This window comes from Pseudoalteromonas sp. N1230-9 (assembly GCF_032716425.1).
Taxonomy (GTDB): domain Bacteria; phylum Pseudomonadota; class Gammaproteobacteria; order Enterobacterales; family Alteromonadaceae; genus Pseudoalteromonas.
This window is the reverse complement of the sequence record NZ_CP090420.1, coordinates 750,992-773,194: the sequence shown is the minus strand read 5'-3', so window position 1 is coordinate 773,194 and position 22,203 is coordinate 750,992. Positions and strand designations below refer to the sequence as shown.

The 22,203-nt window shown below is 39.8% G+C and carries 17 protein-coding genes; all 17 read right to left on the bottom strand.

Annotated features, from left to right (window positions below; all coding sequences use genetic code 11):
• Positions 1-4: 4 nt before the first annotated feature.
• The 17 genes from LY624_RS20750 to tssA all read right to left on the bottom strand — a co-directional run bounded on the left by LY624_RS20750 (position 5) and on the right by tssA (position 22,069).
• The gene (locus LY624_RS20750) at positions 5-757 is read right to left on the bottom strand and encodes a hypothetical protein (protein WP_341804557.1); all 753 of its coding nucleotides are present in this window, start codon (positions 755-757) and stop codon (positions 5-7) included.
• A complete protein-coding gene (locus LY624_RS20745; protein WP_341804556.1) occupies positions 757-5,532 on the bottom strand; it encodes an RHS repeat-associated core domain-containing protein in 4,776 nt (1,591 codons plus the stop codon). The genes LY624_RS20750 and LY624_RS20745 overlap by 1 nt, the downstream gene beginning before the upstream one ends.
• On the bottom strand, positions 5,532-6,377 hold the full coding sequence (locus LY624_RS20740) for a hypothetical protein (RefSeq protein ID WP_341804555.1): 846 nt from the start codon (positions 6,375-6,377) through the stop codon (positions 5,532-5,534). Before LY624_RS20740 ends, LY624_RS20745 begins: the two co-directional genes overlap by 1 nt.
• A complete protein-coding gene (locus LY624_RS20735; RefSeq protein ID WP_341804554.1) occupies positions 6,374-7,390 on the bottom strand; it encodes a hypothetical protein in 1,017 nt (338 codons plus the stop codon). Before LY624_RS20735 ends, LY624_RS20740 begins: the two co-directional genes overlap by 4 nt.
• Positions 7,391-7,392: 2 nt before the next feature.
• Positions 7,393-7,683: a PAAR domain-containing protein gene (locus tag LY624_RS20730; RefSeq protein WP_130151802.1), complete on the bottom strand. Its 291-nt coding sequence runs from the start codon at positions 7,681-7,683 to the stop codon at positions 7,393-7,395.
• Between the two features lie 25 nt (positions 7,684-7,708).
• On the bottom strand, positions 7,709-8,065 hold the full coding sequence (locus LY624_RS20725) for a hypothetical protein (RefSeq protein ID WP_062567649.1): 357 nt from the start codon (positions 8,063-8,065) through the stop codon (positions 7,709-7,711).
• 3 nt (positions 8,066-8,068) lie between these two features.
• Positions 8,069-9,922 carry a type VI secretion system Vgr family protein gene (locus tag LY624_RS20720; protein WP_130151803.1) on the bottom strand — a complete coding sequence of 618 codons (1,854 nt, stop codon included), beginning with the start codon at positions 9,920-9,922 and terminating at the stop codon, positions 8,069-8,071.
• Between the two features lie 71 nt (positions 9,923-9,993).
• Positions 9,994-10,473, bottom strand: a complete 480-nt coding sequence (locus tag LY624_RS20715; RefSeq protein WP_062567651.1) for an Hcp family type VI secretion system effector — start codon at positions 10,471-10,473, stop codon at positions 9,994-9,996.
• A gap of 226 nt (positions 10,474-10,699) precedes the next feature.
• Entirely contained in the window at positions 10,700-13,303 is a 2,604-nt protein-coding gene (gene tssH, locus LY624_RS20710; protein ID WP_341804553.1) for a type VI secretion system ATPase TssH, read from the bottom strand.
• 19 nt (positions 13,304-13,322) lie between these two features.
• Complete coding sequence (gene tssG, locus LY624_RS20705; protein ID WP_341804552.1) at positions 13,323-14,303, bottom strand: type VI secretion system baseplate subunit TssG; 981 nt, start codon at positions 14,301-14,303, stop codon at positions 13,323-13,325.
• Positions 14,300-16,126, bottom strand: a complete 1,827-nt coding sequence (tssF, locus tag LY624_RS20700; RefSeq protein ID WP_237119167.1) for a type VI secretion system baseplate subunit TssF — start codon at positions 16,124-16,126, stop codon at positions 14,300-14,302. The genes tssG and tssF overlap by 4 nt, the downstream gene beginning before the upstream one ends.
• Entirely contained in the window at positions 16,123-16,608 is a 486-nt protein-coding gene (gene tssE / locus LY624_RS20695) for a type VI secretion system baseplate subunit TssE (RefSeq protein WP_062567655.1), read from the bottom strand. The genes tssF and tssE overlap by 4 nt, the downstream gene beginning before the upstream one ends.
• Before the next feature lie 17 nt (positions 16,609-16,625).
• The gene (locus LY624_RS20690) at positions 16,626-17,393 is read right to left on the bottom strand and encodes a type VI secretion system accessory protein TagJ (protein ID WP_062567656.1); all 768 of its coding nucleotides are present in this window, start codon (positions 17,391-17,393) and stop codon (positions 16,626-16,628) included.
• 2 nt (positions 17,394-17,395) lie between these two features.
• Positions 17,396-18,922, bottom strand: a complete 1,527-nt coding sequence (gene tssC, locus LY624_RS20685) for a type VI secretion system contractile sheath large subunit (protein WP_130151807.1) — start codon at positions 18,920-18,922, stop codon at positions 17,396-17,398.
• A gap of 28 nt (positions 18,923-18,950) precedes the next feature.
• Entirely contained in the window at positions 18,951-20,444 is a 1,494-nt protein-coding gene (tssC, locus tag LY624_RS20680; protein ID WP_062567658.1) for a type VI secretion system contractile sheath large subunit, read from the bottom strand.
• Positions 20,441-20,944: a type VI secretion system contractile sheath small subunit gene (tssB, locus tag LY624_RS20675; protein WP_062567659.1), complete on the bottom strand. Its 504-nt coding sequence runs from the start codon at positions 20,942-20,944 to the stop codon at positions 20,441-20,443. The genes tssC (LY624_RS20680) and tssB overlap by 4 nt, the downstream gene beginning before the upstream one ends.
• Positions 20,945-20,956: 12 nt before the next feature.
• On the bottom strand, positions 20,957-22,069 hold the full coding sequence (gene tssA, locus LY624_RS20670) for a type VI secretion system protein TssA (RefSeq protein ID WP_130152420.1): 1,113 nt from the start codon (positions 22,067-22,069) through the stop codon (positions 20,957-20,959).
• Between the last annotated feature and the right edge of the window lie 134 nt (positions 22,070-22,203).

Here is a 22,203-nt window from a genome sequence, read left to right as displayed (position 1 = left end):
AAGCTTATTCATTAATCAGGTATAGAGGTAAATATAAGGAATCAGTTTTACACTCCCAGCCATGTATATCTTTACCCAACTTTGCCATGGTTAATGCGTTTAACGACATAGTTCCTTGTTTATCTTCTTTGTAGTCGCCAAACTTACATTCATCAGCATGCCATGCAATGACTTTATCAATACTTGATTGCCACAATAAATCATCACCAATAGTAAGACCTTTAATCGCCTCAACAAGCGGAACAATGCATTGTTGAACATCTTTGTCTTTTGTTGATTTAGCCTCAGTCAGTGCGCTTTCAATTTCGTTCGTAGAAAGCTCCTTCCCTGTACCTATTTTTATTAGTAGATGGTCATATAAAAAGATAGCTTTCTTGGTCACACTACTTATTGTAAAGTCATCTGCATGTTCACGTAATTTGCTTATTATTGATTCATCACCAAACAGCAAAGCGACATTAAGCTTATTTTGGATAGTCCATTCGTTGCTATGCCCTTTTAGTTCCGAGTCGAAGCCAGTTAAGTATGCAAATGGCGCTGCTTTTTTTAAGTATAGTTTTGCTTCATTATAGTTTTCTAAAACGTAATGTGCGTATGCTAGATCCTGATATTTATAAGAAAGGATCCATGCTGCATCCTCCCTTTCTTCAAGAGGAGCCTCCCTGTTGTCCATATCAGCTAATCTAATATCAATAGTAATGGGAGCTTTTTTAAATAGTTTTTCAAATTTAAAATCGTAGTTATTTAGTTTTAACATTATTTACCCTTCGGAAGAGGCTGAAGTTTACCACCAACAATCTTACCATTGACTTCATCGGCTTCAATAACGAGCTTGGTAACTTTAGGTTTTTTATTCTCGATGGCATCTAAAATATCTTCGCCCAATTGATTCTTTTCTTTGTACTTTTTTGAGTTTTCCATCGATTGTAAGCTATTATCAATCCATTCATCTGTCATCTGGTTGCCTTTTTTGGCACCAGTCGTTAATTTAGCACCTGGACCTTTAGCTTCAACAACAAAGTACTCTATCACTTTGCCATTTTCGTCTCGTTTGGCCCACACCTGATCAACTCCTGGGCCTGGACCAAAGCCCATTTCCATTGTGGCTGGAGGAGGAGGATCTGAAAACTCTTTTTCCATGTACATTGAAGCACCAAGCTCACCTTTAGCCTCTGTAATCTTTGCTTTAAAAGCACCTTGCCTCCTAGCTGAATCTCCTGCCGCAATTGAGTCTTTTAGCCGCGTTTCATAATGTTTTTTATACTCTTCAACTGCTTTGGTATGTTTTTCAAGCGTCGCATCTTCGAATTTAGACTCTTTCTTATCTTTATCTGGCTTTTTATTAGAAGAATCTAGCTTTCCTTTCATTAACTTGTGCGTAAACACCTTAACTTTCCGATCTTCAATGTCGGAATTATTGGGAACGTTCTCAACACCCCCAGCTTTTAACACATCAAATACATGGGTTAAACAACTTTGATTAACAGGGTCATATAATGGTGTGTCCAAGTTATCTGGATTCCAATCAGCCCTATCGAGAGCCATGTCGCCCTCTCTAAGTAGCTGCCTTTGTAAGTCACTTGCAGCTATCGCATTTGGTAACTTAATAGTTGCCTTTTCAATCGATTTACCTGCAAACTCTTGCTCATCGTAACCGATGATAAGCGTGTTAGTTCTCGTGCCATCAGCCTCAGTACCACCATGTTGGTGAGTTTTAGTCGTATCAAACTTTGTTTTGACCTGAATCGCAAAATGCATGTCACTACCATGACCGATTTTTAAAACAGTGGCAGACCCCTCCTTACAACTTAACCCAAACGGATCCACCCAATTCACTGGATTCGGCGCGTATTGGTAATGGTTTATACCACCTACCAAGCCTATCGGGTCTTGGTTTATAAAACGTTGTTGTTTTGGGCTGTAATAGCGGTAACGGTTGTAATGTAAGCCGCTTTCTTCATCAAAATACTGCCCTTGAAAACGTATTGGTTGAGTGAAGCTGTTTTTAATAGATGCCTCAAGCTCTTCATAGCCATACACATCCGCGTGGTTTTGCCATACAACTTCAGCGTTTTTATTTGTTACAAAACGTGGGGTGTTTAGTTGGTCTAGGTGATAGTAATACACCTCACCTTGTTTAATCAGTGCGACTGGGTGAAATTGATTGGGTAGGTTGATGTACCAAGTATATTCACCGTGCTGGTATTCGCCAATTAATTGGTCGTTATCCCAAATGTAATCAATTTTGCCATGCTCGGTATGCTTAGCGATGCGTCGACCCAGTGGGTCGTAGTCGTAATGAGTGAGCGTACCATTGTTGTTAAAGCTGCTTAATTGGTTGAACGCATTGTATTCACGGTGTGTTTTAATACCTTTACCGGTTTCACGAATTTGGTTACCACATTCATCATAATGAAAGTCGCTGTCACCAAAATGTGTTAGGCGGTCAGCCTCGGTTGTGCTTTGAATAACAGTATCATTAGTTAAGTTACTATCTGATGCTGCAACCGAATCACTATATTCGCTGTGAATAACATCATTTGTATACGCTGAATCGTTATTTTCAACGTGATTAATTGCATCGCTGGTATCAGCTTGCTGCTCGGTTAATTCGCCATTTTTTAGTTTTGACTGGCTAACAGGATTACCAAAGCTGTCCCACTGGTATTGGGTAGTCGTATCAACCTCAGAGCTTGCCAGGTTTTGCTTAATTAACTGGCCAAGGCTGTTGTATTCAAAATTAATGTTATGACTACTAACCCCTTCTTCTTTACGCGCAATTAACTGGTTAACACTGTCGTAATTGTATGTACAGGTATCGAATAGTGCTTGCGCAGAATGGGTTAACTGCTGCTGTGTTAAGCGGTTGAATACATCAAACTGTTGAGTAAGGGTGACCTCATTACCAAAGTGCTGTGTTTGAATGTTATTTTGGCTGTCGTAACCAAGTTCAACCAGTTTTGTTAAATCACCATTCGCCTGCTTTACTTGAATTGCACTAAGCTGACCAAATTCATTGTAGTGATAATCAAGCGTTGTTGAGTCTGGCAGAGTGAGTGACTGTCTTCTACCATAGTCATCGTAGGTGTATGCAAGTTTATGTGTTTGATGTTGATTATGAATTTGCTCAACACTAATTAATCGCCCGCCCTTATCAAACGCTTGTTTTATTGTTGATTGCGCATTATGAGCGCGAGCTATTTTACCTTCTGCTGTGTAGGTGTAATGGTTAGCGTTATTAATGATTTGTTTGCCTGTGGCAAGACTTGCGTGCTGCGAAATTATGCGGCCTAGTTTGTCACGCTTAATTTTTACATGGCGTTTATCACTTTGTGTTACTGACACTAAGCGATTACAAGCATCATACTTGTATTGTTGTATCGTGCCATCAAACCCCGTTACTTGAGTCGGGTTTTCATTTGCATCGTAGTTTATACGGTATACATGGCCGTCACTGCGCTCGATTGCCGTTAAGTTGCGCTCTTTATCATAAGTTAAATGCAGTGCGCTGCCGTCGGGTTGAATAACACAATGCGGCTGGCTTAGCCCTTCAAAGTGTTGCTCTGTAGTATCGCCGTTGCTGTTTTGTGAGCTAACTAACCTACCCGCTTCATCGTATGTGAAGTATTGCTGTTGTTTATTTTCTGAATCATTTTGAGCAAACGCGGTGGTTTGCACAAGTTGCCCCTGCTCATTGTATTTATACTGAGTAAGCAGCCCTGCTTGGTTTATTGTTGCATTAATGCGGCCTAAGTTATCGTAGCTATAACGAATAAGCTCATTATTATGCTGCTTAGCAAGTAGCTCACCATGCTCGTTCCACGTATATTTTAAAACATGGCCGTTAGGCGTGATATGTTGCGTTAAGTTACCTTGTTGATCGTAGCTATAAAGCGCAATTCGACCATCTGCTAGGGTTTCGCTTTGCAGTAATCCAGAGGCACTGTACTTACGTTGGATTTTGTCGCCATTTGGCAAGATAGTTAACACTTGTTGGCCTAGTTGGTTATAGCCAAATTGAGTGCGAGTACCGTCAGGTTGAGTGACAGAGGCAAGCTGACCATAGTCTGTATAGGCATATTGAGTTTGATTGCCCAAGGGGTCTGTTTGTGTCAGCTTTTGTCCAAGCGTATTGTATCCGTAGGTTGTGGTGTGACCGTTGGCATCCGTATGCTCAATCAATTTACCTTGTTCGTTATGAACAAAATGCTCTTGATTACCGCGAGAGTCGATACTGGTTGTTTTATTCCCTTGATACTCAAACTCATAGCAATAGGTATTGTCATCACCCCATTGTTTTATACATTTGGCATCGTAACCGTATGAATCCCATTCAAAATGATGGCTAAAACCACTTGCTCTGGTCCGCTTTATTAATAAATGCGCAGCATTGTACTCATAGCGCTCTTGCTCACCATGTTGGTTTGTTGCAGCAACTAAATTTTGCTGTTCATCATATTCATAACGTGCCAGAGGCTGATCAATCAGAACAAGCTTATTTTGTTCATTTGTTCTATAAGCGTGAACTGTTTTTAGCAGCCCTTGTTTATTATATTTTAAAACGCAACCACGTGCTTTATTCACCTCTATGCGCTCTAAGCGCTCTTGAGAGTCATAATAAAAACGTGTGCTCTGGCCTTTTTCGTTAATGATTTTTTCAAGTAACCACGCAGACTCACTAGGCATAAACGTTAAATGATGGTCATTCGGTGTTACCAACACTTGTTTGCCGCTTGTTTTGTAATGCAAGGCAAGGTTACTGCTGAGCTGGTAGCTAGACTGGCCTGGTTTTACTTTTTCAAATCGATGAGTCGCGCCATGTTCATCATGGTACTCTAACCAGTAAGTGCCTTTTTGCTTAGGGCCAACTTTTGGGGGTGGTAAGTAATGCTCTGTTAATTTCACCATGTAATCATGGCGCCAACCATTACCAAGCAATGAGCGTTGATTACACTTTGATGAGCGATACAAACGTCGCCAATTAAGTGGCTTATTCGCAGCGAGCGTAAAATCCACTAACGGCAATATTTCCTCGCCCGTCAACATTGAAACAGGGTCTGAACGACACTCTTGCTCTGTAATTGGGGTTTCACTGGCAGTGGCATTGCTTGCCCCCCCGCTATTACTTGCAGGTGCTTGCGTTGCCTTTTTACCACTACTTGAGCTGCTTTGTGATTGTGATTTTTTGGCTTTCGATGGACGAGTATTATCGCTCACTTGAATAACTGTTTTAGCTTTTTGTCGGTAACAGCTCACTGCGCCAGAGGTAAGCGCACTCACTAAGGCGGTGGCGGTTTCACGCGCAGATGCTTGCCTTGGACAATGAATACCCGCAGCTTGTAGTAGTTGAATGAGATCTAAACGTTTCGATGCATCGCCACTTAATGCCGTGCCTAACTCAGCAACGTACTTGTACGCACTATCCGGCGTGCTCGTCGAAACAGGCTCAAAGCCACTAGGGGCTTTTTGCTTAGCTAACACCACACAAATTGGGTAGCTTATTCCTTGTAAAACAACTGCTCTGCTATCCATTAGTTGCACACTTCCTTACTTGTCCATAAGTATGACGCGACGGCTTGGTACTTGTTACTTTCTTGAGTTATCACTAACGCCTGAGACAAACTGTCATTATAAAATGGGCTATTTGTCAGCGTTGCAAGATTGATAATCCCTTCTAATGCACCTAGTTTTCCTAATTTATAATTAGGTAATTGAAAAATCGTCTGTTCATTAATTTTGTTACTTAACACTGGTAAATAATTTAACCAGTCATCACTTTCTACGCCATTTCCTGGGGCGAAAATTATGTCTATTGGCTGCTCATTAAGCGATAAAACACGCTTTAGCTCCCCTTGAATAGGGTTATGCTTAGCAAGGTCTATCGAAGCAACCATCTCTGCTGATTGTAACACCCAACCAGTATTTATAAACTCAATATTAGCCGTGCTTGCTGCAACACCTAAATAATCAAATTGTTCGCGCTTATTTGCTTTAAAAACACCATCAATGGCAATCACTGTTACATTTTCAAGGCTGCTCTCTTGAGCCAGCATTAGTGCTGAATGTATACCATGGCAACCTTCAAAAAACAGATGTTCTAAGGGCGTGCCAAAGCATTGCTGTAAGCTCGTTGCAAAAAGTGTTTTTAATTCACTTTGGAACGGCAACGCAGGCAAAAGCCACATTACAGTACCATTTTGCGCGAAATCCGTTTTAAAAACAGACTTAGCTTTCATGATGCAGTCGTACACAAACGCATCAGTTGAATGCCAAGGAACTACACAACCTTCACTAGAACCACCCTCTAATAGTAATTCTTCAGGACTGAGCTTATAAGGCGTTTCAAACTGATCGATGTTAATTTTAAATGCACTCAATGAACACTCTCTTGATAGTTTTTACTATCCATCTTAAGCGCATTTAAAATTGCTAATACTTGCCAGCTTTGTTGATCAACACCTTGCTGTTTTACTCTATCAATCGGTTGATTTAATGCATAGCCATATACTAAAGTTTTGCCAACGTAATATGACTCGTGCTCAGGCCAATACTGGTTAAACTGATGTTGGAAATCAACGATTGCTTGTGCATCTGTTTGTGCTTGCACTTGAGTTTCATAGGTCACTAAATTATCTAATTCAGCCCCTAAACAACGCTTTATACCATTAATAAGTGGCTCTGCATCCTCAACATCCGATAATAACGACACAACTAACGGAACATATTTAGGCATGCCTGTATGCAGCATCACTTGTAACGCCTCTTCTCGAGACAGCGCTTGGCTTGCAAAGTTGCATACATGATTCACGCGTTGTTGATCTAGCAATAATAAATAAGCAGACATTAACGGTGAATTAATTAAATTTAGCTCAGCAAAATCGTTCGTGGTTTTAAACAACGCCTTTGTTGTTGGTAATTCTATAACGGCTTGTTTAAATGCTTTAAATAACTCAACATGCTGAGCAGACTGACTAAAGTAAATCGGCTTAAGTGCATCAAATGTCTGCGCATAAGCCATTTGTGTACGACCACAATAAATTGCTAACTTTTCAACGAGTAGCTGTTTAACTGGCAGCTCTTTTTCGTCACTTTCATTTAACTGCGCTACGCACTCATGAGTTAACTTTTTAGGTGACGTTAATAACGTGACCAAGCATGCTTCAGCCAATGTGCTTGCTAATACTTCGCCAGTATTCAAGTCTCGAAGAGCTTGCAGTAACTGGGCGGCTGACAATGTAACTTGCAGAATCTCAGAATTATAAGCATGAAGTTTTAATATGAGTTGCTGACGAGCTTGCATCAAATAGTCAACAGAATAAAAAGGATTCTGTTGTGCACTGTGTAGTTGATTTAAAGTATTTGAATGCGCTTTTAGCAACATAGTAAGCATGATTAACCACCGATCAACACGGTGGGATTACCAACGATAATTTTGCCGCCATGAGACGTTCCGTCGCCCATTCTAGCCGCTGGTTTTCCGTTTATTTTAACGGTAGATGATCCGCTATTGATGCTATCAGGAGGGCCAACACAAATCAGCATATCGCCTTTTCTTGCTGCTGGCATACTACCAATTAATACATTTGATGAACCCGCCACAATAGGGCCACCAACGTGAGGAACTTTTGCAGTTACTTTAGGACAAAGGTGCATATGACCAATTGTTGAAGCGGGTTTACCCATAACCTATTCCTTGTTTTCGCATCCATTAATCGTACAGAGGGATAACTTGTAACTTATTAACACTCACAAGCTTCGCTAGCTCTTCTACGATATCATCATAAGATAAGTCGTTTATGATTGAGCTGGTCTGTGTCGCATATTGATATACATAAGAAAGCACATTACTACTGTTCAAATTAGGATGAAGGTTATAAAAAAATTGCTCAGCAAAATAACCATCATGGCCTTTAAAGTAATCAATTGGCAGACTCAAAAAAGGATCATCCGGACGGTTTACCGATAAACACACTAAATGCGGTAAACCATAGCGACAATACACTGTAAAGCCGCTGCTAGCAGCTCCATGAACAGCACCTGTTTGAAAAGTTGTAATCAGTTCCATAGCTTAATTCAGCTTAATCATGCCGGCAGAGAGTGTAATTGCACTGCCATCTACTTTTACATTACTGCCTTTGATATCAATATTTGTGCCTTCAATGGCAATATTACCACTGCTGCTCATCGTTATTTTTGCTGAGCCCGTTTTAATAACAATTTCTTTTCCAGCTTCAATATTAAGTGTTTTACCCACTTTTAAAGTGTCATTATCGCCAATATCAACCGTACGATTTACTTTTATTTTCGCGTCATCGTTGTTGCCAACTTCTAGAAAACGATCGTTATCAATTTTTTCTTTTTGATCGTTCTTTACATACAATTGTTTGTCTTTTTCTGCTTGCATGTAAACTAATTCGCTGCCTTTTTTATCTTCAAAACGCAGCTCATTAAAGTTATCGGCCCCACCTTCTTTTGTAGAGCGAGTTTTTATACCACTTTGTGTTTTTTCAGCAGGTAAAGCATACGGAGGCATTAGATCGGCGTTATAAACCGCGCCGCTAATAATCGGTTGGTCAGGGTCACCATTTATGAAGTCAACCAACACCTCTTGTCCAACGCGAGGGAAAAAGAATGCGCCCCATTTTTTACCGGCCCAATTTTGAGCAACCCTAATCCAACACGAGCTTTGAGAGTCTTTTTTACCTTCACGGTCCCAATCAAATTGCACTTTTACACGACCATACTGGTCGATCATAATTTCATCGGCACTATCACCCGTCACGATGGCCGTTTGTACACCGTTTATAACAGGTTTATTTTTAATATGGGCTGCACGGTAAGGCACATCTTTTGGAACACACTCAAAGTGGTTAGAAAAAACTTCTTCAGTTTGAGATTGTTGTCCGCCAGATTGGTTTGGCACCGTGATCGCGGTTAGCAATGAGGTAATTGCAAATGTTTTGCCCTCTAGGCGCGGATCTTCATGCTTTTTAAAACTGAACAGTTTACCAACAGAAAAAGATCGGCAGTCACTTCGACCACTGCTTAATTTCATATTTCGCTGGAGTGACTCTAGCTGCAGTGCCGCTAAATTTGCAGCACGAGGATGCGTTTCTGCTTCGCCTGTGTATTCAAATACTTCTGCAACCGACTGAGTGGGTAAATCAGCTTTAGCGTGATCACCATCTGGGTATCTTGGCGGTTGCTTAAAATCATAACCAATTCGTTTGTAGCTGCCTGGTGCTAAACTTAAGCCACCTTGCCATTTATTGACATGAGACTCGCTTAAATGGCCAGAGCTAAACACAACTTTAGCCTCTGCGCACTCTTCATAGGCAGTGATATCATCGGCAAGAACCAAAGTATGATTACTTTTACTGTGTTCGAAGAAGTAAAAAATCCCTTCTTGTTGTAGTAATCGCTGAATAAAGTCAAAATCAGATTCTTGATATTGAACACAATATTCATACTTGGGGTACGTTTTAGTGGTGTTATCTTTGAATGCAACATTATGCTGACCAAATAAATCAGCAAAAATATCTTGAATGGTTTTCTTTTGAAAAATACGACTGTTTTTTCTGTTACGCATTGACGCTGCGTAAGGAACAATCGTTGCGTGATAATCAATATAATTCTTTTGTTCGTCTACATCAGCCGTGCGGCTTCCGTTAGATACCAACTGGCTAACAATACCATGAAAGTATCGCTCACCTGCACCGTCGGCATTTCGAACTTTTATGGAAACAGGCTTACCAACAAGATCTTCATGTGCGATTTGCGTCCCAATAGTAAACATATTCACTGACATCACAAACAAATCTGACATCGATTCTTGTGCGACGAGTCGAGTCAAATACAGTGCGTCTTTGCCTGCTGGGGTGTTTATCTGAATTACATTTTTATCTTGTGTTGCTTTTTGCATTCCTTGCTTCCTATTCCTACAGATCAAAAAAGCTCTGAGTAAAACTCAGAGCTAGTTGGTTTTGCAAAAAATTACATTTGCTGACCTTTAACGCCACTGTAACCATAAACAAGTGGTGCAGTGATGTTGTTTTTATCATCAGTAGGCGTCACTGTCATCATCATTTCAGTGTAGCTGATAGTGATAGTTTCAATTGGGCGATCGTTTTGAACTGATACAGAGTAGCTAGAAATCATTGCATCTGTTAATTCGATTTTCATGATTTCTTCAACTTTATCACCTTGTTTAGTGATATGGAAAACAGCTGGTAAGCCTTTACCAATAGTTGCTTCTTTGAATAAGTCCGGAGACGCTTTATCTTGAAGTTTAGTGATAGTTACATCGCCTAAACGAGTTGAGCTAGACTCACGGTCCATTGCTGTACCTGTGTGAGCTGAAATTTCACGACTTACATTCCAATCTAGTGATAAAACCGTGATTAAGTCTTTGAAAGACTCAGCTGTAGTTTCACCTTTAATTGAACCGTATTTTAAATATGTATTTGCTTGCATATGATAATGCTCCTTTTTAATTTATAAATTTTATCCATTAAACTGGATTATTTACTTTTGGTTACCCAAAATTCCTTTGAAATCACTATCTTTAACTGCGCAACGAAAGGGTCTTCTCAATCCTTTCCCTAGACGAAGACAATGTCTCAATGTTCCATCAATTAATGAAGACGGAGAAATTATAATCCGACTCAAAAAAAGAAACAAGAAAACTTATGATTAATAATTAACTTACTTTAAAATCAAAGTTACCATCATTAATAAATAATGATATCTCATTTAACTGCTCACCTGAAACTATGTTATCAAGTAATCTCTTCGATAAAAGTGGCAATACATTATTTTGCAACAATGTATGTATATTCCTAGCACCCGAACCAGAGTCATTGCAATTACTAACTATATAATCAATAACGCAATCAGAGTATACAAGCTCAGAATTATAATTATTCTTAACTCGCTTACATATTTTATTCAATTGCAGTCTTGCTATATCTGCAAGAGTGCTCTTACTTAATGGAATGTAAGGAATAACATTTATGCGACCAAGAAATGCTGCTTTAAACACATCTAACAAATCATTTTGTAATGCTTTTTGCAGACCGGCAATGCTTGGTGCAGTCTCCTCGTCCTCAAATAAGCTCATTGTGGTGTCGGTACCCACGTTTGAAGTCATGATTATGATGGTATTTTTGAAGTCGATATCTCTACCTTCACCATCTTTTATTGTACCTTTATCAAATACTTGATAGAAAATATCGTGAACACCTGGGTGTGCTTTTTCTATTTCATCTAACAAAATTACGCTATAAGGTTTACGACGAATAGCTTCTGTTAATACACCGCCCTCACCGTAGCCAACATAACCAGGAGGAGAGCCAAGCAACAGCGACACTTTATGCTCTTCTTTATACTCAGACATATTAATGATGGTGATATTTTCTTCACTACCATACACTTCGTTCGCTAAAGAAAGCGCAGTTTCTGTTTTACCTACCCCACTTGGGCCTGCCAACATAAAGATACCATTAGGGCGGCTTTCATCGGCTAAGTGTGCTTTCGATGTTTGCACAACTTTTGCAATTAGATCGAGCGCATGGTCTTGGCCTACAACACGTTGTTTCATGGTATCAGCAAGTTTTAAAACACTGATAACTTCATCTTCATGCATTTTACCTACAGGAATACCAGTCCAATCAGAAATAACTTGGGCAATTAATTCATCATCTACTTGCCAATGCACCATATTCGAATCAAATTGTGCAAGGTTCTCTTTATACTGCTGCAGTTTCTGAATTTCCTCAGCGTTGTCATTGTCATCATCGTTAAGCGCAGTAAGTACTTCTTTTACGTCTTTAATTAATGACATTTCACTCTCAAATTGCTCTTTTAGAGGTTCAAGCTGCTGAGAGATTTGCTCACTTTTTTCGTTTAGTGTTGCAAGTATCTCGCTGTGATCAAGGCCTGTACGCTGTTCACGGCTTAACATAGCAATTTGAGATTTAATTTCTGACTGCTCGTTTTCTAGCTTTTCGATCGAGTTAGGTTTAGATGCTTGGCTCATAGCAACGCGCGCGCATGCAGTATCCAGTAACCCAACCGCTTTATCTGGCAGTTGTCTGCCAATGATATAACGGTGAGATAAGTTAACAGCGCTTTCTAATGCTTGCTCAGAAATAAATACATTATGGTGTTTTTCCATCACTGGCACTAAGCCACGTAACATAGCAATGGCTTTTTCTGGTGTTGGTTCTTCCACCTTAACGACTTGGAAACGTCTTGCTAATGCAGCATCTTTTTCGAAAAACTTCTTATACTCAGCCCATGTTGTTGCAGCAATCGTTCTTAACTCACCACGCGCTAGTGCAGGCTTTAATAAATTTGCCGCATCATTTTGACCCGCTTGGCCACCGCTGCCGATCATAGTGTGTGCTTCATCAATGAAAAGGATAACTGGGTAAGGGGCATTTTTAATTTCTGAAATAAGTGACTTTAAGCGATTTTCAAACTCACCTTTCATACCTGCGCCAGCTTGTAATAGCGCAAGATCTAAAGTATGTATTTTTACATTTTTTAATACTTCAGGAACACTTCCTTGCGCTATACGCAGTGCTAAACCTTCAACTACCGCAGTTTTACCTACCCCAGCTTCGCCCGTTAAAATTGGGTTATTTTGCCTGCGGCGGGTAAGAATATCGACCATTTGGCGGATTTCAAAATCGCGACCTAAGATAGGATCAATCTTGCCTGCTTTAGCTTGCGCCGTTAAATCAACTGTAAACTGATCCAGATTAGGTGTTTTCGATGACACATTTACCGGCGCATCTTGTTGTGTCTGTGAAGCAGGGTTTACCTCATTCGACTTAGTAACCAGTTCTGGCCAAGCATGTAAAAGTTGCCCTGCATCTATTTTATTGAACTCTTTACTACAACGGCTGACAACGCTTGCTAACGTATCGTCTTTCACTAGCGTATAAATAATGTAGGCACTGCGTATTTGTGTGTCTGTAAACTCAATACTTGTACTTAGCCAAGTTTGTTTCAATAAGCTTGTTACATGAATTGATAAACTAGGTGATGAGTTACACCCTGTTTTATGCGATTCAAGTGACTTATTTAAGTCGTGCTTCAGTTTATCTTCATCAATATCGTAAGCACTTAAAATGAGTCTAAGGTCATCAACTTGCTGTTCAAGCAATGCTAAAATCCAATGCTCTAGTTCAACAGTAAAATGGCTGCGGCTATTACAAATAGCAACAGCTAGCTCAAGACTTTTTTTACATTCAGGACTTAGCTTTTCAACTAGTTTATTTAGTGTCATGGTAGACATAATATTTCCTTGTATTTATTTATCCTTTAAACGACAACTCAGTGACGTTTCCCTTACGAACACCACTTTGCGGTAAAAGAAAGCTATTACAGCCTAATTGAAAACGCTCTTCTTTTAGTTGTGTTGCATCTAATTCATAAAAATTCGACTTAATAACCAGCTCATGTTGAACTTGATTACCGAGAAAATCTTTCGTTATTTTGTGTGCCAGATCGTATAAATCTCTGCGCGGCAAAAGACGCGTTGTTTGCTTTGCATCTTTTGGTTTAACAATCACTTTCACTTTTGTAGAAATATCCCATACTTGCTTTCCTGCCATTGCATCAACACCTAAACGCGCATGCTTTGCATTAAAACCCGTACTGGTTATTTGTGTTTGTTCGCTTTGTTTTAATGGTTGCCACTGGCCAACAAACTGCGCGATTTCAACATCACAATCGAGATAGAAAGCGAGAATATTTCGCAAATCAGCAGCATTACGTGCTCTTCGGCTAAATAAGCCACCAAAATACAACTGATGCGGGGCACGACCACCGCTTAGCAAAGATAAGATCTTTGTATGTTGATCATGCTCTTTATTGGCAAAGTTAAGTGTGGGCTTATACTTCTTCCAAGCACGATAATATAAAGAAACTAAACGATGATTAAACATGTCATAGAAATCACGCATGGTTGTGTCTTTAAAGCGCAACCTTTGCATCACCAACTCACTATAAAAATGAGGCAACGCACCAGAGCATCCCGTCATTCCCATAAATGAGACTTCCATATTAAATTTTGTGGCGCCTTCGTATGTTCCTGATGACTTTAGATTTGTGATCACATTACCGGCAAAACCAAACTTTTGAGTGGCCGAAAAACGAATAAGTTCTAGCTTAGGATGACTATCATAGCCAACCTTACGATACTGCTGCGCAGATTCTTGTAACTGTGATTCAATAATGAACACCGCTTTATAAAAATCAGTTTGAGTTGCACTGTGCAGTAACTTATCAATCATAGTAAAACCCCAGAACCAACCCGAGCAGGCCATTGATGGTAAACTCGATCTTGCTCTTTGAGTTTTAAACTCAAACGGGTGAAGCTATTAATTGAAGCAAATTGTGAGAAAAAACAATCTAAAACAGATGCAAAAAAGAATACACCACTGCCCGAGAAGTCATCATTTGCAAAGGTAATTTCGATATCTGTGCCAGATGCAAACGCCACTCGACCATTTTGCACTACACGCGCCGTTGCAGGCTCAATTTTTACATTGTAGATATTATCGATCATGCCTTTTGATTGTGGCGTTGCTTTGAAATCATATAATCTAAGTGTTTCTTTCAACTTATCGACTGCGTTTTCACCGCTAAATGAATCAATGGTGAGGTGATTAATTAGCTGCCAACGCGTGCTACTTCCTAATACTGGTCTGACTGCGTGAGTAGGTGCCACTAAACACCTAATTTTTTTAATTACATCACCCCGTTTTGGCATAGACAAACCAAGCTCATCATCACCAAACGGTAAGCTTGCTGGCAGATTTCGGTTACTGCATTGAGCGCGCACGGTTAACACACTATTACCTTCACTCAGCTCTTGGGCACTATTTTCAAAGCCACCATTAACCAAAGATAAATAGGTTTCTGTCCCCGCCTCTGCATAGCCGCCAGCCCATAAAGCGGTTTCACGGCGTGTATGCCAAAATAGATCTTTATGTTCTTGATATTTAGGGTGTGTTTGCCCATAAAAAGGCGTAACGATTTGTTTATTACCCTTATGGTCAAATGCCACGACTTCTTCAATGCTTATGATTTCAGATATTTCAGAATCGATATAACGTGGTGCAAGCTTGTACTCGTACTCACTTAGCTCAGGTCTGATCGGCTCAATTTCTTGTTCAAACATATTAATAATGGGTGTGCATCCCAATAAGAACATGTCTTTATCAACTTGTTTTTCTAACTCTGTAGACTCTGTGTCTAAATAAAAATACAAGGTCGTTGTGTTTGAATCACGCGGCAACACATGGCGAATATTTTGTAATTCGAAAAATTTAAACTTTTCAGGAAAAATAAAGTGTTCAACCAATAACCTAAAGCCAGATGAAGAGCGTAATGAATAAGGCACTACAGCCTCATCGTGCTCAAAACCAACAGGCTTTAAATGCTCATTTGACAGATAGTGAACACCTTCATCGCCATTATCAACGGCAATACCAATACAGTGTTTGAATAATAATTCGTACACTTTTAATGAAAAATGCCACTGCCCATGTATAAATACTTTTAGATTATTAAGCTCAGTCTCATGCAGCGGTACTCCTTCATACTCACCTGTGAGCTGTACTTTGAAAATGGCTTTTGCAGGCTCATTCCAAGTTGGTTTTGGTGCAATAAACGGACTATTATCAAATTGAGCCGCCGTGATTTCAACTGGCCAGAGGTTGGTGTCAAAGCAGCTTTTAAACTTACACTGCTTCATGTTTTCAACATTGGTTTCGACTTCACTTCCTCTCGGTATGACGATGCCTGTTGTCGATAAATTTTCTGACTCAAGCTTAATAACAGACAATGAAGGGATAGGTGCTTGGTAATCAGGATAAAGCTGACCTAATAGTGCATCCGTAAGTTCAGGAAAACTATCATCAAGCTTTTGTCTGATGTTAGCTGTCAAAAACGCAAATGATTCAACCAACCTTGAAACATGAGGATCTTCAATCGTTTCATCACTGAGTTTTAGTCTTCCAGCAACCTTTGGGTATTTCTCAGCAAAGTCTTTACCTAAGTGGCGAACATACGCCAACTCACGGTTATAATATTTTAATAATTCATCATTCATAGTGAAGACTCGAAAATTTTCATGCCAAGGCTAACCGGCTCAACCTCAGAGTTAAAACTAATAAACTCAGGCTCAGGATCGGCATATAACAATGCATTTATTCTTAGGTTTAACACACGATTAATTGGCAACTCTTCGTCAACTAACACTTCAACTTCAATGAAACGCGGCTCAAATCGTAAAATGGCATCGCGTACTTTTTCGCACAACACGAGTCGCCCTTCATGAGAGCTCACAGACATACTCGAAAAGTCGGGGAGCCCATAAGATAAGCAAGATGTCGCAAGCTCAGTATACTGACTAGGCCATGTATGCCATTGAATACGAGCATTAAGCAAAGCTTCCATATCTCGTCGCACTGAATTTTTTAACTGAGATAGACTAATTCCATCCGTTCTTTGTGGCGACTCCTGAATTTCAGGTTCATCGTCAATTAAACGGTCTAGAATCGAAGCTTTGAGCGACTGTTTGCTTTCAATCATGATTATGCGAACACTCGTTAAGCGATGAAACGACCAAGGTCAGAAATAAGAATGGCTTCATCATTTGCATAAAACATTTTCATTCCTTTACCTTGAATCAAGTTTTCGCTTAATTCTTGCCATTCAGTCACTTGCCCTAGCTTCTCAAGCTCCGTTTCAGAATACGGGTAAACGAGAGGGATATGAGCTGTACCACTTGGGCCATTTTTGATGATAACTTCAGCGCGCAACCAAATTTGTTCAACAATTGAATCAACAGGTTCGAACTCAAGCTTTTCAATTTCATCAAAGCGAGCTAAATAAAACTCACCGTTCGTTCCAAGTATCTCTAAATACGGATTAATCGAATCATCTAGGTCACGGATGGCAGCTTGTTGATCTTCAACTGTGTTAGTACGAAGCTGCTCAACTTGCGCTGCAATTTCAGTTGCTTTATCAATATCGTTAGCTAGTAAGTTGATGTGCATTTCAAGAAAAGCTTCATCTAGCTCATTTGCATCATGAAATAACTTGGGGGCAGCTTTACCCGCGTAAAAGTCTTGTCTTGCCTGCTCTGCTCTAATCAGGTGTCTTAAATTAACAGCGCCTACAGCAAACTCTGGTGACTTGGTTACCATAAAATCAAGCTGTTTATCTGCCTTTTCTAATTCACCATTTACACATAACAATTCCGTGTAGGCACTTCTGATATCAAAATTAAGCGGATCATCTTTTAATTTTTCAGCACAATACTCAAGTGCTTCTGTTAATTTTCCGTTTCTGATGAGTGCATGGATCTCTCTCATTTTTATTCCTTTATTTGGTGGTGAGGACTGAGCTCAGTCACTAATTTGATACTCGATATCATTTGATCAAGTTGAAAATGCGGCTGTAGTTGCAAAACTGAAAAATAATGCCCTGGCCTCGATTTATTTTCGGTCACTCTCACTTTTGCATTCGCAAGAGGGTATTTACTACGAATATGCTCCGACGCGGAGTCAGACGCCGTAGTGTAATTATTCACCCACGATTGCAACCCTTGCTCACATGCTTGTGCTGTGCTGTACGAGCCAACACGGTCGCGGGCAAGTAATTTTAAATAATGGGCAAACCGTGACACACATAAAATATATTGCAGCATGGATGACAGGCGCGCATTGACTGTTGAAACTTCACTGTCATAGTACTTAGCCTGTTGCACCGAAGCATTACTATAAAAAACTAAGTGCTCAGTATTCGTCACAGATGATGCAGGGATAAAACCCAGCTCTGAAAATTGCTTTTCTAATTTACTCGTTACAATTAAATCCAGCGGTGGTTTCGCTTCTTTTCTGTAAACATCTGTCGAATAATAGTTTTTTGTAAGCCCTGTAACGATGCCTTTGGAAACCTTACCTGGCTCAATGCCACGAATTTGACCAAACCAGCCACTTTCTGAGTAAGCACGAACAAGCGTTAATACAAACTGATAAGCTGCATTGCCCCAAAGCATTTCGGTTTCAGGGCTGGTTATTCGCTCTTGATAAGCAAAATCTTGGTTGCGAGTGCCATCATTTTTATAAGGGGCACGCGCCAGCACATGGGGTAAAACAAGCCCTACAAAGCGTGAATCTTCCATCTGCCGAAAACTTCGCCATTTAACATATTCAACTTGTTCGAATTGATTATACAAATCGAAGTAATAGCCAAGATCAGCAAAACTATCGGCACCGAATAAGTTTGCCGAAGCTGAACTTATAAAAGGTGAAAAAGAGGCAGCGGCTACTTTAGATATTTCTTTTAACGTATCTATGTCGTTATAAATCGTCCCTTTTGTATATCCATTGGTAATTTCATAATCACCAATAAGCACACCAAATGGCTCTCCACCTGGGCGGTCAAATTCATTTTGATAAATAAGTTGAAAGAAACTACTTTGATCAAAGTCGATCGCTTTATTTACATCACGAGATAGCGTAATCCAATCGCAATTAAGTACACGCAACTTCACTTTTTTTTCTTTGTCGTGAAGTTCGGTTTGTCCTACTAACCACCACAAATTACGCCAACTTGCTTCTAAGCGTTGTAATTGTGGGTGATGTAAAATTTGATCTAATTGCTTAGATATAAGTGCATCTATTTTGACAATGGTATGTTGTAAATATGAACCAACTGATTCTTTGTTCCATATTAATGGTGAATCTGATGAGCCTTCAAGCCATAGCAACAGTGCCTTATAGGTGTCTTTCTCATTGAGAAAACGTTCCAATAAAGCACTGTTATCACAAATATTAGATGCTGTATTGCGATTCAATACAGCATCTGATTCTATGAATGAAAACTCTTCAGAGTTCATTTTGCATCATCCTTAATGCACATAGGTATTAGCCAATCTCAGGGATCTTCGCTACTAATCTTAGTGACGAAGTTAGCTCTTCCATTTGCAACCATGGGCGTAACCACGCAACTGCGTTGTACGCACCAGGTTGACCTGGTATTTCTTTTACAGATACTTTTGCATCCGCTAATGGATAACGCGCACGGATATCTTGACCACCACCCTCAGTCGCATTCACGTATGACAGGATCCAACGGTTTAACCAAGACTCAACGTCTTCTGCTTCCATGAAGCTACCAATTTTATCGCGTGCCATTACTTTTAAGTAATGAGCAAAACGAGATGTTGCCATCAAGTATGGTAGACGTGCTGAAATTGCAGCATTTGCTGTTGCATCTGGCGTTGAGTAAACTTGTGGCTTCTGACAAGATTGGCCACCAAAGAATACCGCATAATCAGTATTCTTATAATGACAAAGCGGTAAGAAACCAAGTTTGCTTAGCTCTGCTTCACGACGGTCAGTAATACCGATTTCAGTTGGACATTTAAGATCCGGATCACCATCATCACTTGTGAAAATATGGGTTGGCAAGCCTTCAACTTTACCGCCACCTTCCGCTCCGCGGATAGCTGTACAGAAGCCATACTGAGAGAACGCTTTTGTCATGTTGGTCGCCATTGCGTATGCCGCATTACTCCAACAGTAATCACCATTATCAGTATTAACAGAACGGCCATCAATCGGATCAACAGTGAACTCTTCAAAGTTAAACTCTTCTACTGGCTTAGACGCCGCACCGTAAGGTAAACGAGATAAGAAGCGTGGCATAGTAAGCGATACAAAGCGAGAATCATCGCTGTCTCTGAACGAGCGCCATTTAGTGTATTCAAGTGACTCAAATACTTTTTCTAGATCTCTCGGCTTTGTTAGCTCTTCCCAGCTGTCAAAACCGAATAAAGAAGGTGATGACGCAGAAATAAACGGACAGAAACCAGCTGCTGCAACATTAGACATTAAGCTTAATGTTTCAACATCTTCTGGGTGATTTGTGAATTCAAAGTCACCAACAATCGTGCCGTAAGGTTCACCACCTGGTGTACCAAACTCTGATTCATAAATCTTTTTAAATGTCTGGCTTTGGTCAAACTCAACCGCTTTACTTAAATCTTTATGAAGTTCTTTTTTCTTCATGTTAAGCACGCGTATTTTAAGCGTTGAGCTGGTCTCTGAGTTCATCACTAAGTGACTTAGACCACGCCATGAACCTTCAAGTTTTTGGAAGTCTTCGTGGTGCATAATGACGCTGAGCTGTTTTGATATTTTTTGATCAATCAGCTGAATGGCTTCATTAAACGTCACTGTCATGTTTTTATTCCATTGCACAGTGCCCTTCAATGCTTCTTCAGTTAGCGTACGTAATAACTCTTCAGCTCTGCTTGCATCAGTTTGTTTTGTTGCGCCAATCGCTTGCGTTAATAACGACGCCGACTCAGTTGTTGCTGTATTTTCTACATCTTGTGCTAACGTTTCGGTGCTCATTTTTCAGACTCCTCAACTTTTAATTCCTTCGCAATAGAGTCAAGACTCGCTGTGTTGCTCAGTACTTCTTCTAACACATTCTCTAACTCTTCAGAGCGGTCAATCTTTGTCATTAAGTCACGTAACTTGTTGCGTGTTTCCATTAGGTTACGTAGTGGTTCAACTTGGTTAACAACAGCCGCAGGCTCAAAGTCATCAATCGTTTTAAAGTTCAGATCAACACTGAATTGTGAGCCATCATCCGTTAAAGTGTTGTCTACATTTAACTGTAGCGAAGGGCTCATTTTCTTTAAAACATCATTGAAATTGTCACGGTCAATTTGAATAAATCGTCTGTCTTTTAATGGCTTTAATACTTCTTTATTGTGGCCAGAAAAATCACCCATTACACCAACAACAAAAGGGAGTTCTTTTTTTACAACTGCGCCTTCAGTTTCTACATCATAGGTAATGTGGACTCGTGGTTTACGAACACGTTTTAATTTGTCGTGGATACTCATTCAAAACTCCTTTTACTCGGTTTCTGTTTCGCTAACTTTGATGCCAGACAGCTTAAAGTATCCAGTCCTAGCATCACTATCGGTTATTAATTCATTTAATAGCTCTGGTAACGACAATTCGCTCCATCGAATAACTTGCTCAATGGTATAAGACATAGGTGAATGTGGTTCTGTCTTTCTAAAGTAGAGAGCTATTTCTTGTAATTTTTTAATTGCGCCTTCACGGCTGGTGATTGCACCATTATCACTTTTGCTGGTGCTCGCAGAAGATGACTCTTGAGACTCATCTTCCTCAGCAATATCTTGTTGTTCTTCTAAAACTTGCTGTTCAAGCGCAGACAGTTTATCTGCACCAAGATGAAGTACAGCATTTAAGCATTGTTCAAGCGCTTGTTTAATATAAGAAGTTGGCTGTGATTGGTTTGTTGCTTTATCAAGTGATGCACTCAGTTGTAAAAACTCTGTCAGCGCATTTTCAATGCCATTCTTTAAATCAACAAAATACTCAACGGGCGTTTCTTGGGCGCCTTTTTCGATGACATCAAAATCAATAGCACCTTGCGCTATTTTCTTTTCACGTTTTTCGTCACTTAACCTAGAGGTGTCATAAGCTTGTTGATATTCCCAGAAAGTAAATGGTTCATAGTTATGGCTTTCTGTCAGTGGAATACTTTTAATAGGGATAATTAGCGCACCTTCACTCGCGACACCATTTAAACCTATTAATGCAGAGACTTTATCGGATATCTCGTCGTCTTCATCCAGTAATGGGTATAATTCATCGAAATGATTTTCGATTAGCTCATGCGCGGCACGAAAAGCAAAGGCTAAGCCTTTGAAACCGTGTACTCTACACATTGCTTCAATAAACCAAGCTAAGTATTCAATATCTTTACTTTCGGTTTTTAACGCATTGCTACATTGGTCAAGTAATGGCAACCAATCACGTGCTATAGATGCAATTCCTTCATCATCAACCAGCGCTAAGCGCTCAGCTGCACGCAACTGATTTCTTAAATCTTTCAGAGAATAATACGTTGATGTTGGAGACACATCTGAGCGAGGTTCAATACCCGCAAAATGCTCTTCTGAGATGGGGGCTATATATTCTTCAAGTGTGAACATTCCATTGCCTTTATTACCTTCCATTTTACACCTAAAAAAGAAACGATATGGTATATTACATTTCTTATTTAAGATTACAAGAGAACATCGCTCTTATAAATACACAATTTCAATTATAACAACCAAAATAAATA

Bases quoted from the DNA above. Each gene is read 5' to 3' on its own strand.
- LY624_RS20750 (WP_341804557.1), bottom strand. From the start codon at position 757: ATGTTAAAACTAAATAACTACGATTTTAAATTTGAAAAACTATTTAAA.
- LY624_RS20745 (WP_341804556.1), bottom strand. From the start codon at position 5,532: ATGGATAGCAGAGCAGTTGTTTTACAAGGAATAAGCTACCCAATTTGT.
- LY624_RS20735 (WP_341804554.1), bottom strand. From the start codon at position 7,390: ATGCTTACTATGTTGCTAAAAGCGCATTCAAATACTTTAAATCAACTA.
- LY624_RS20730 (WP_130151802.1), bottom strand. From the start codon at position 7,683: ATGGGTAAACCCGCTTCAACAATTGGTCATATGCACCTTTGTCCTAAA.
- LY624_RS20725 (WP_062567649.1), bottom strand. From the start codon at position 8,065: ATGGAACTGATTACAACTTTTCAAACAGGTGCTGTTCATGGAGCTGCT.
- LY624_RS20720 (WP_130151803.1), bottom strand. From the start codon at position 9,922: ATGCAAAAAGCAACACAAGATAAAAATGTAATTCAGATAAACACCCCA.
- LY624_RS20715 (WP_062567651.1), bottom strand. From the start codon at position 10,473: ATGCAAGCAAATACATATTTAAAATACGGTTCAATTAAAGGTGAAACT.
- tssH (WP_341804553.1), bottom strand. From the start codon at position 13,303: ATGTCTACCATGACACTAAATAAACTAGTTGAAAAGCTAAGTCCTGAA.
- tssG (WP_341804552.1), bottom strand. From the start codon at position 14,303: ATGATTGATAAGTTACTGCACAGTGCAACTCAAACTGATTTTTATAAA.
- tssF (WP_237119167.1), bottom strand. From the start codon at position 16,126: ATGAATGATGAATTATTAAAATATTATAACCGTGAGTTGGCGTATGTT.
- tssE (WP_062567655.1), bottom strand. From the start codon at position 16,608: ATGATTGAAAGCAAACAGTCGCTCAAAGCTTCGATTCTAGACCGTTTA.
- LY624_RS20690 (WP_062567656.1), bottom strand. From the start codon at position 17,393: ATGAGAGAGATCCATGCACTCATCAGAAACGGAAAATTAACAGAAGCA.
- tssC (WP_130151807.1), bottom strand. From the start codon at position 18,922: ATGAACTCTGAAGAGTTTTCATTCATAGAATCAGATGCTGTATTGAAT.
- tssC (WP_062567658.1), bottom strand. From the start codon at position 20,444: ATGAGCACCGAAACGTTAGCACAAGATGTAGAAAATACAGCAACAACT.
- tssB (WP_062567659.1), bottom strand. From the start codon at position 20,944: ATGAGTATCCACGACAAATTAAAACGTGTTCGTAAACCACGAGTCCAC.
- tssA (WP_130152420.1), bottom strand. From the start codon at position 22,069: ATGTTCACACTTGAAGAATATATAGCCCCCATCTCAGAAGAGCATTTT.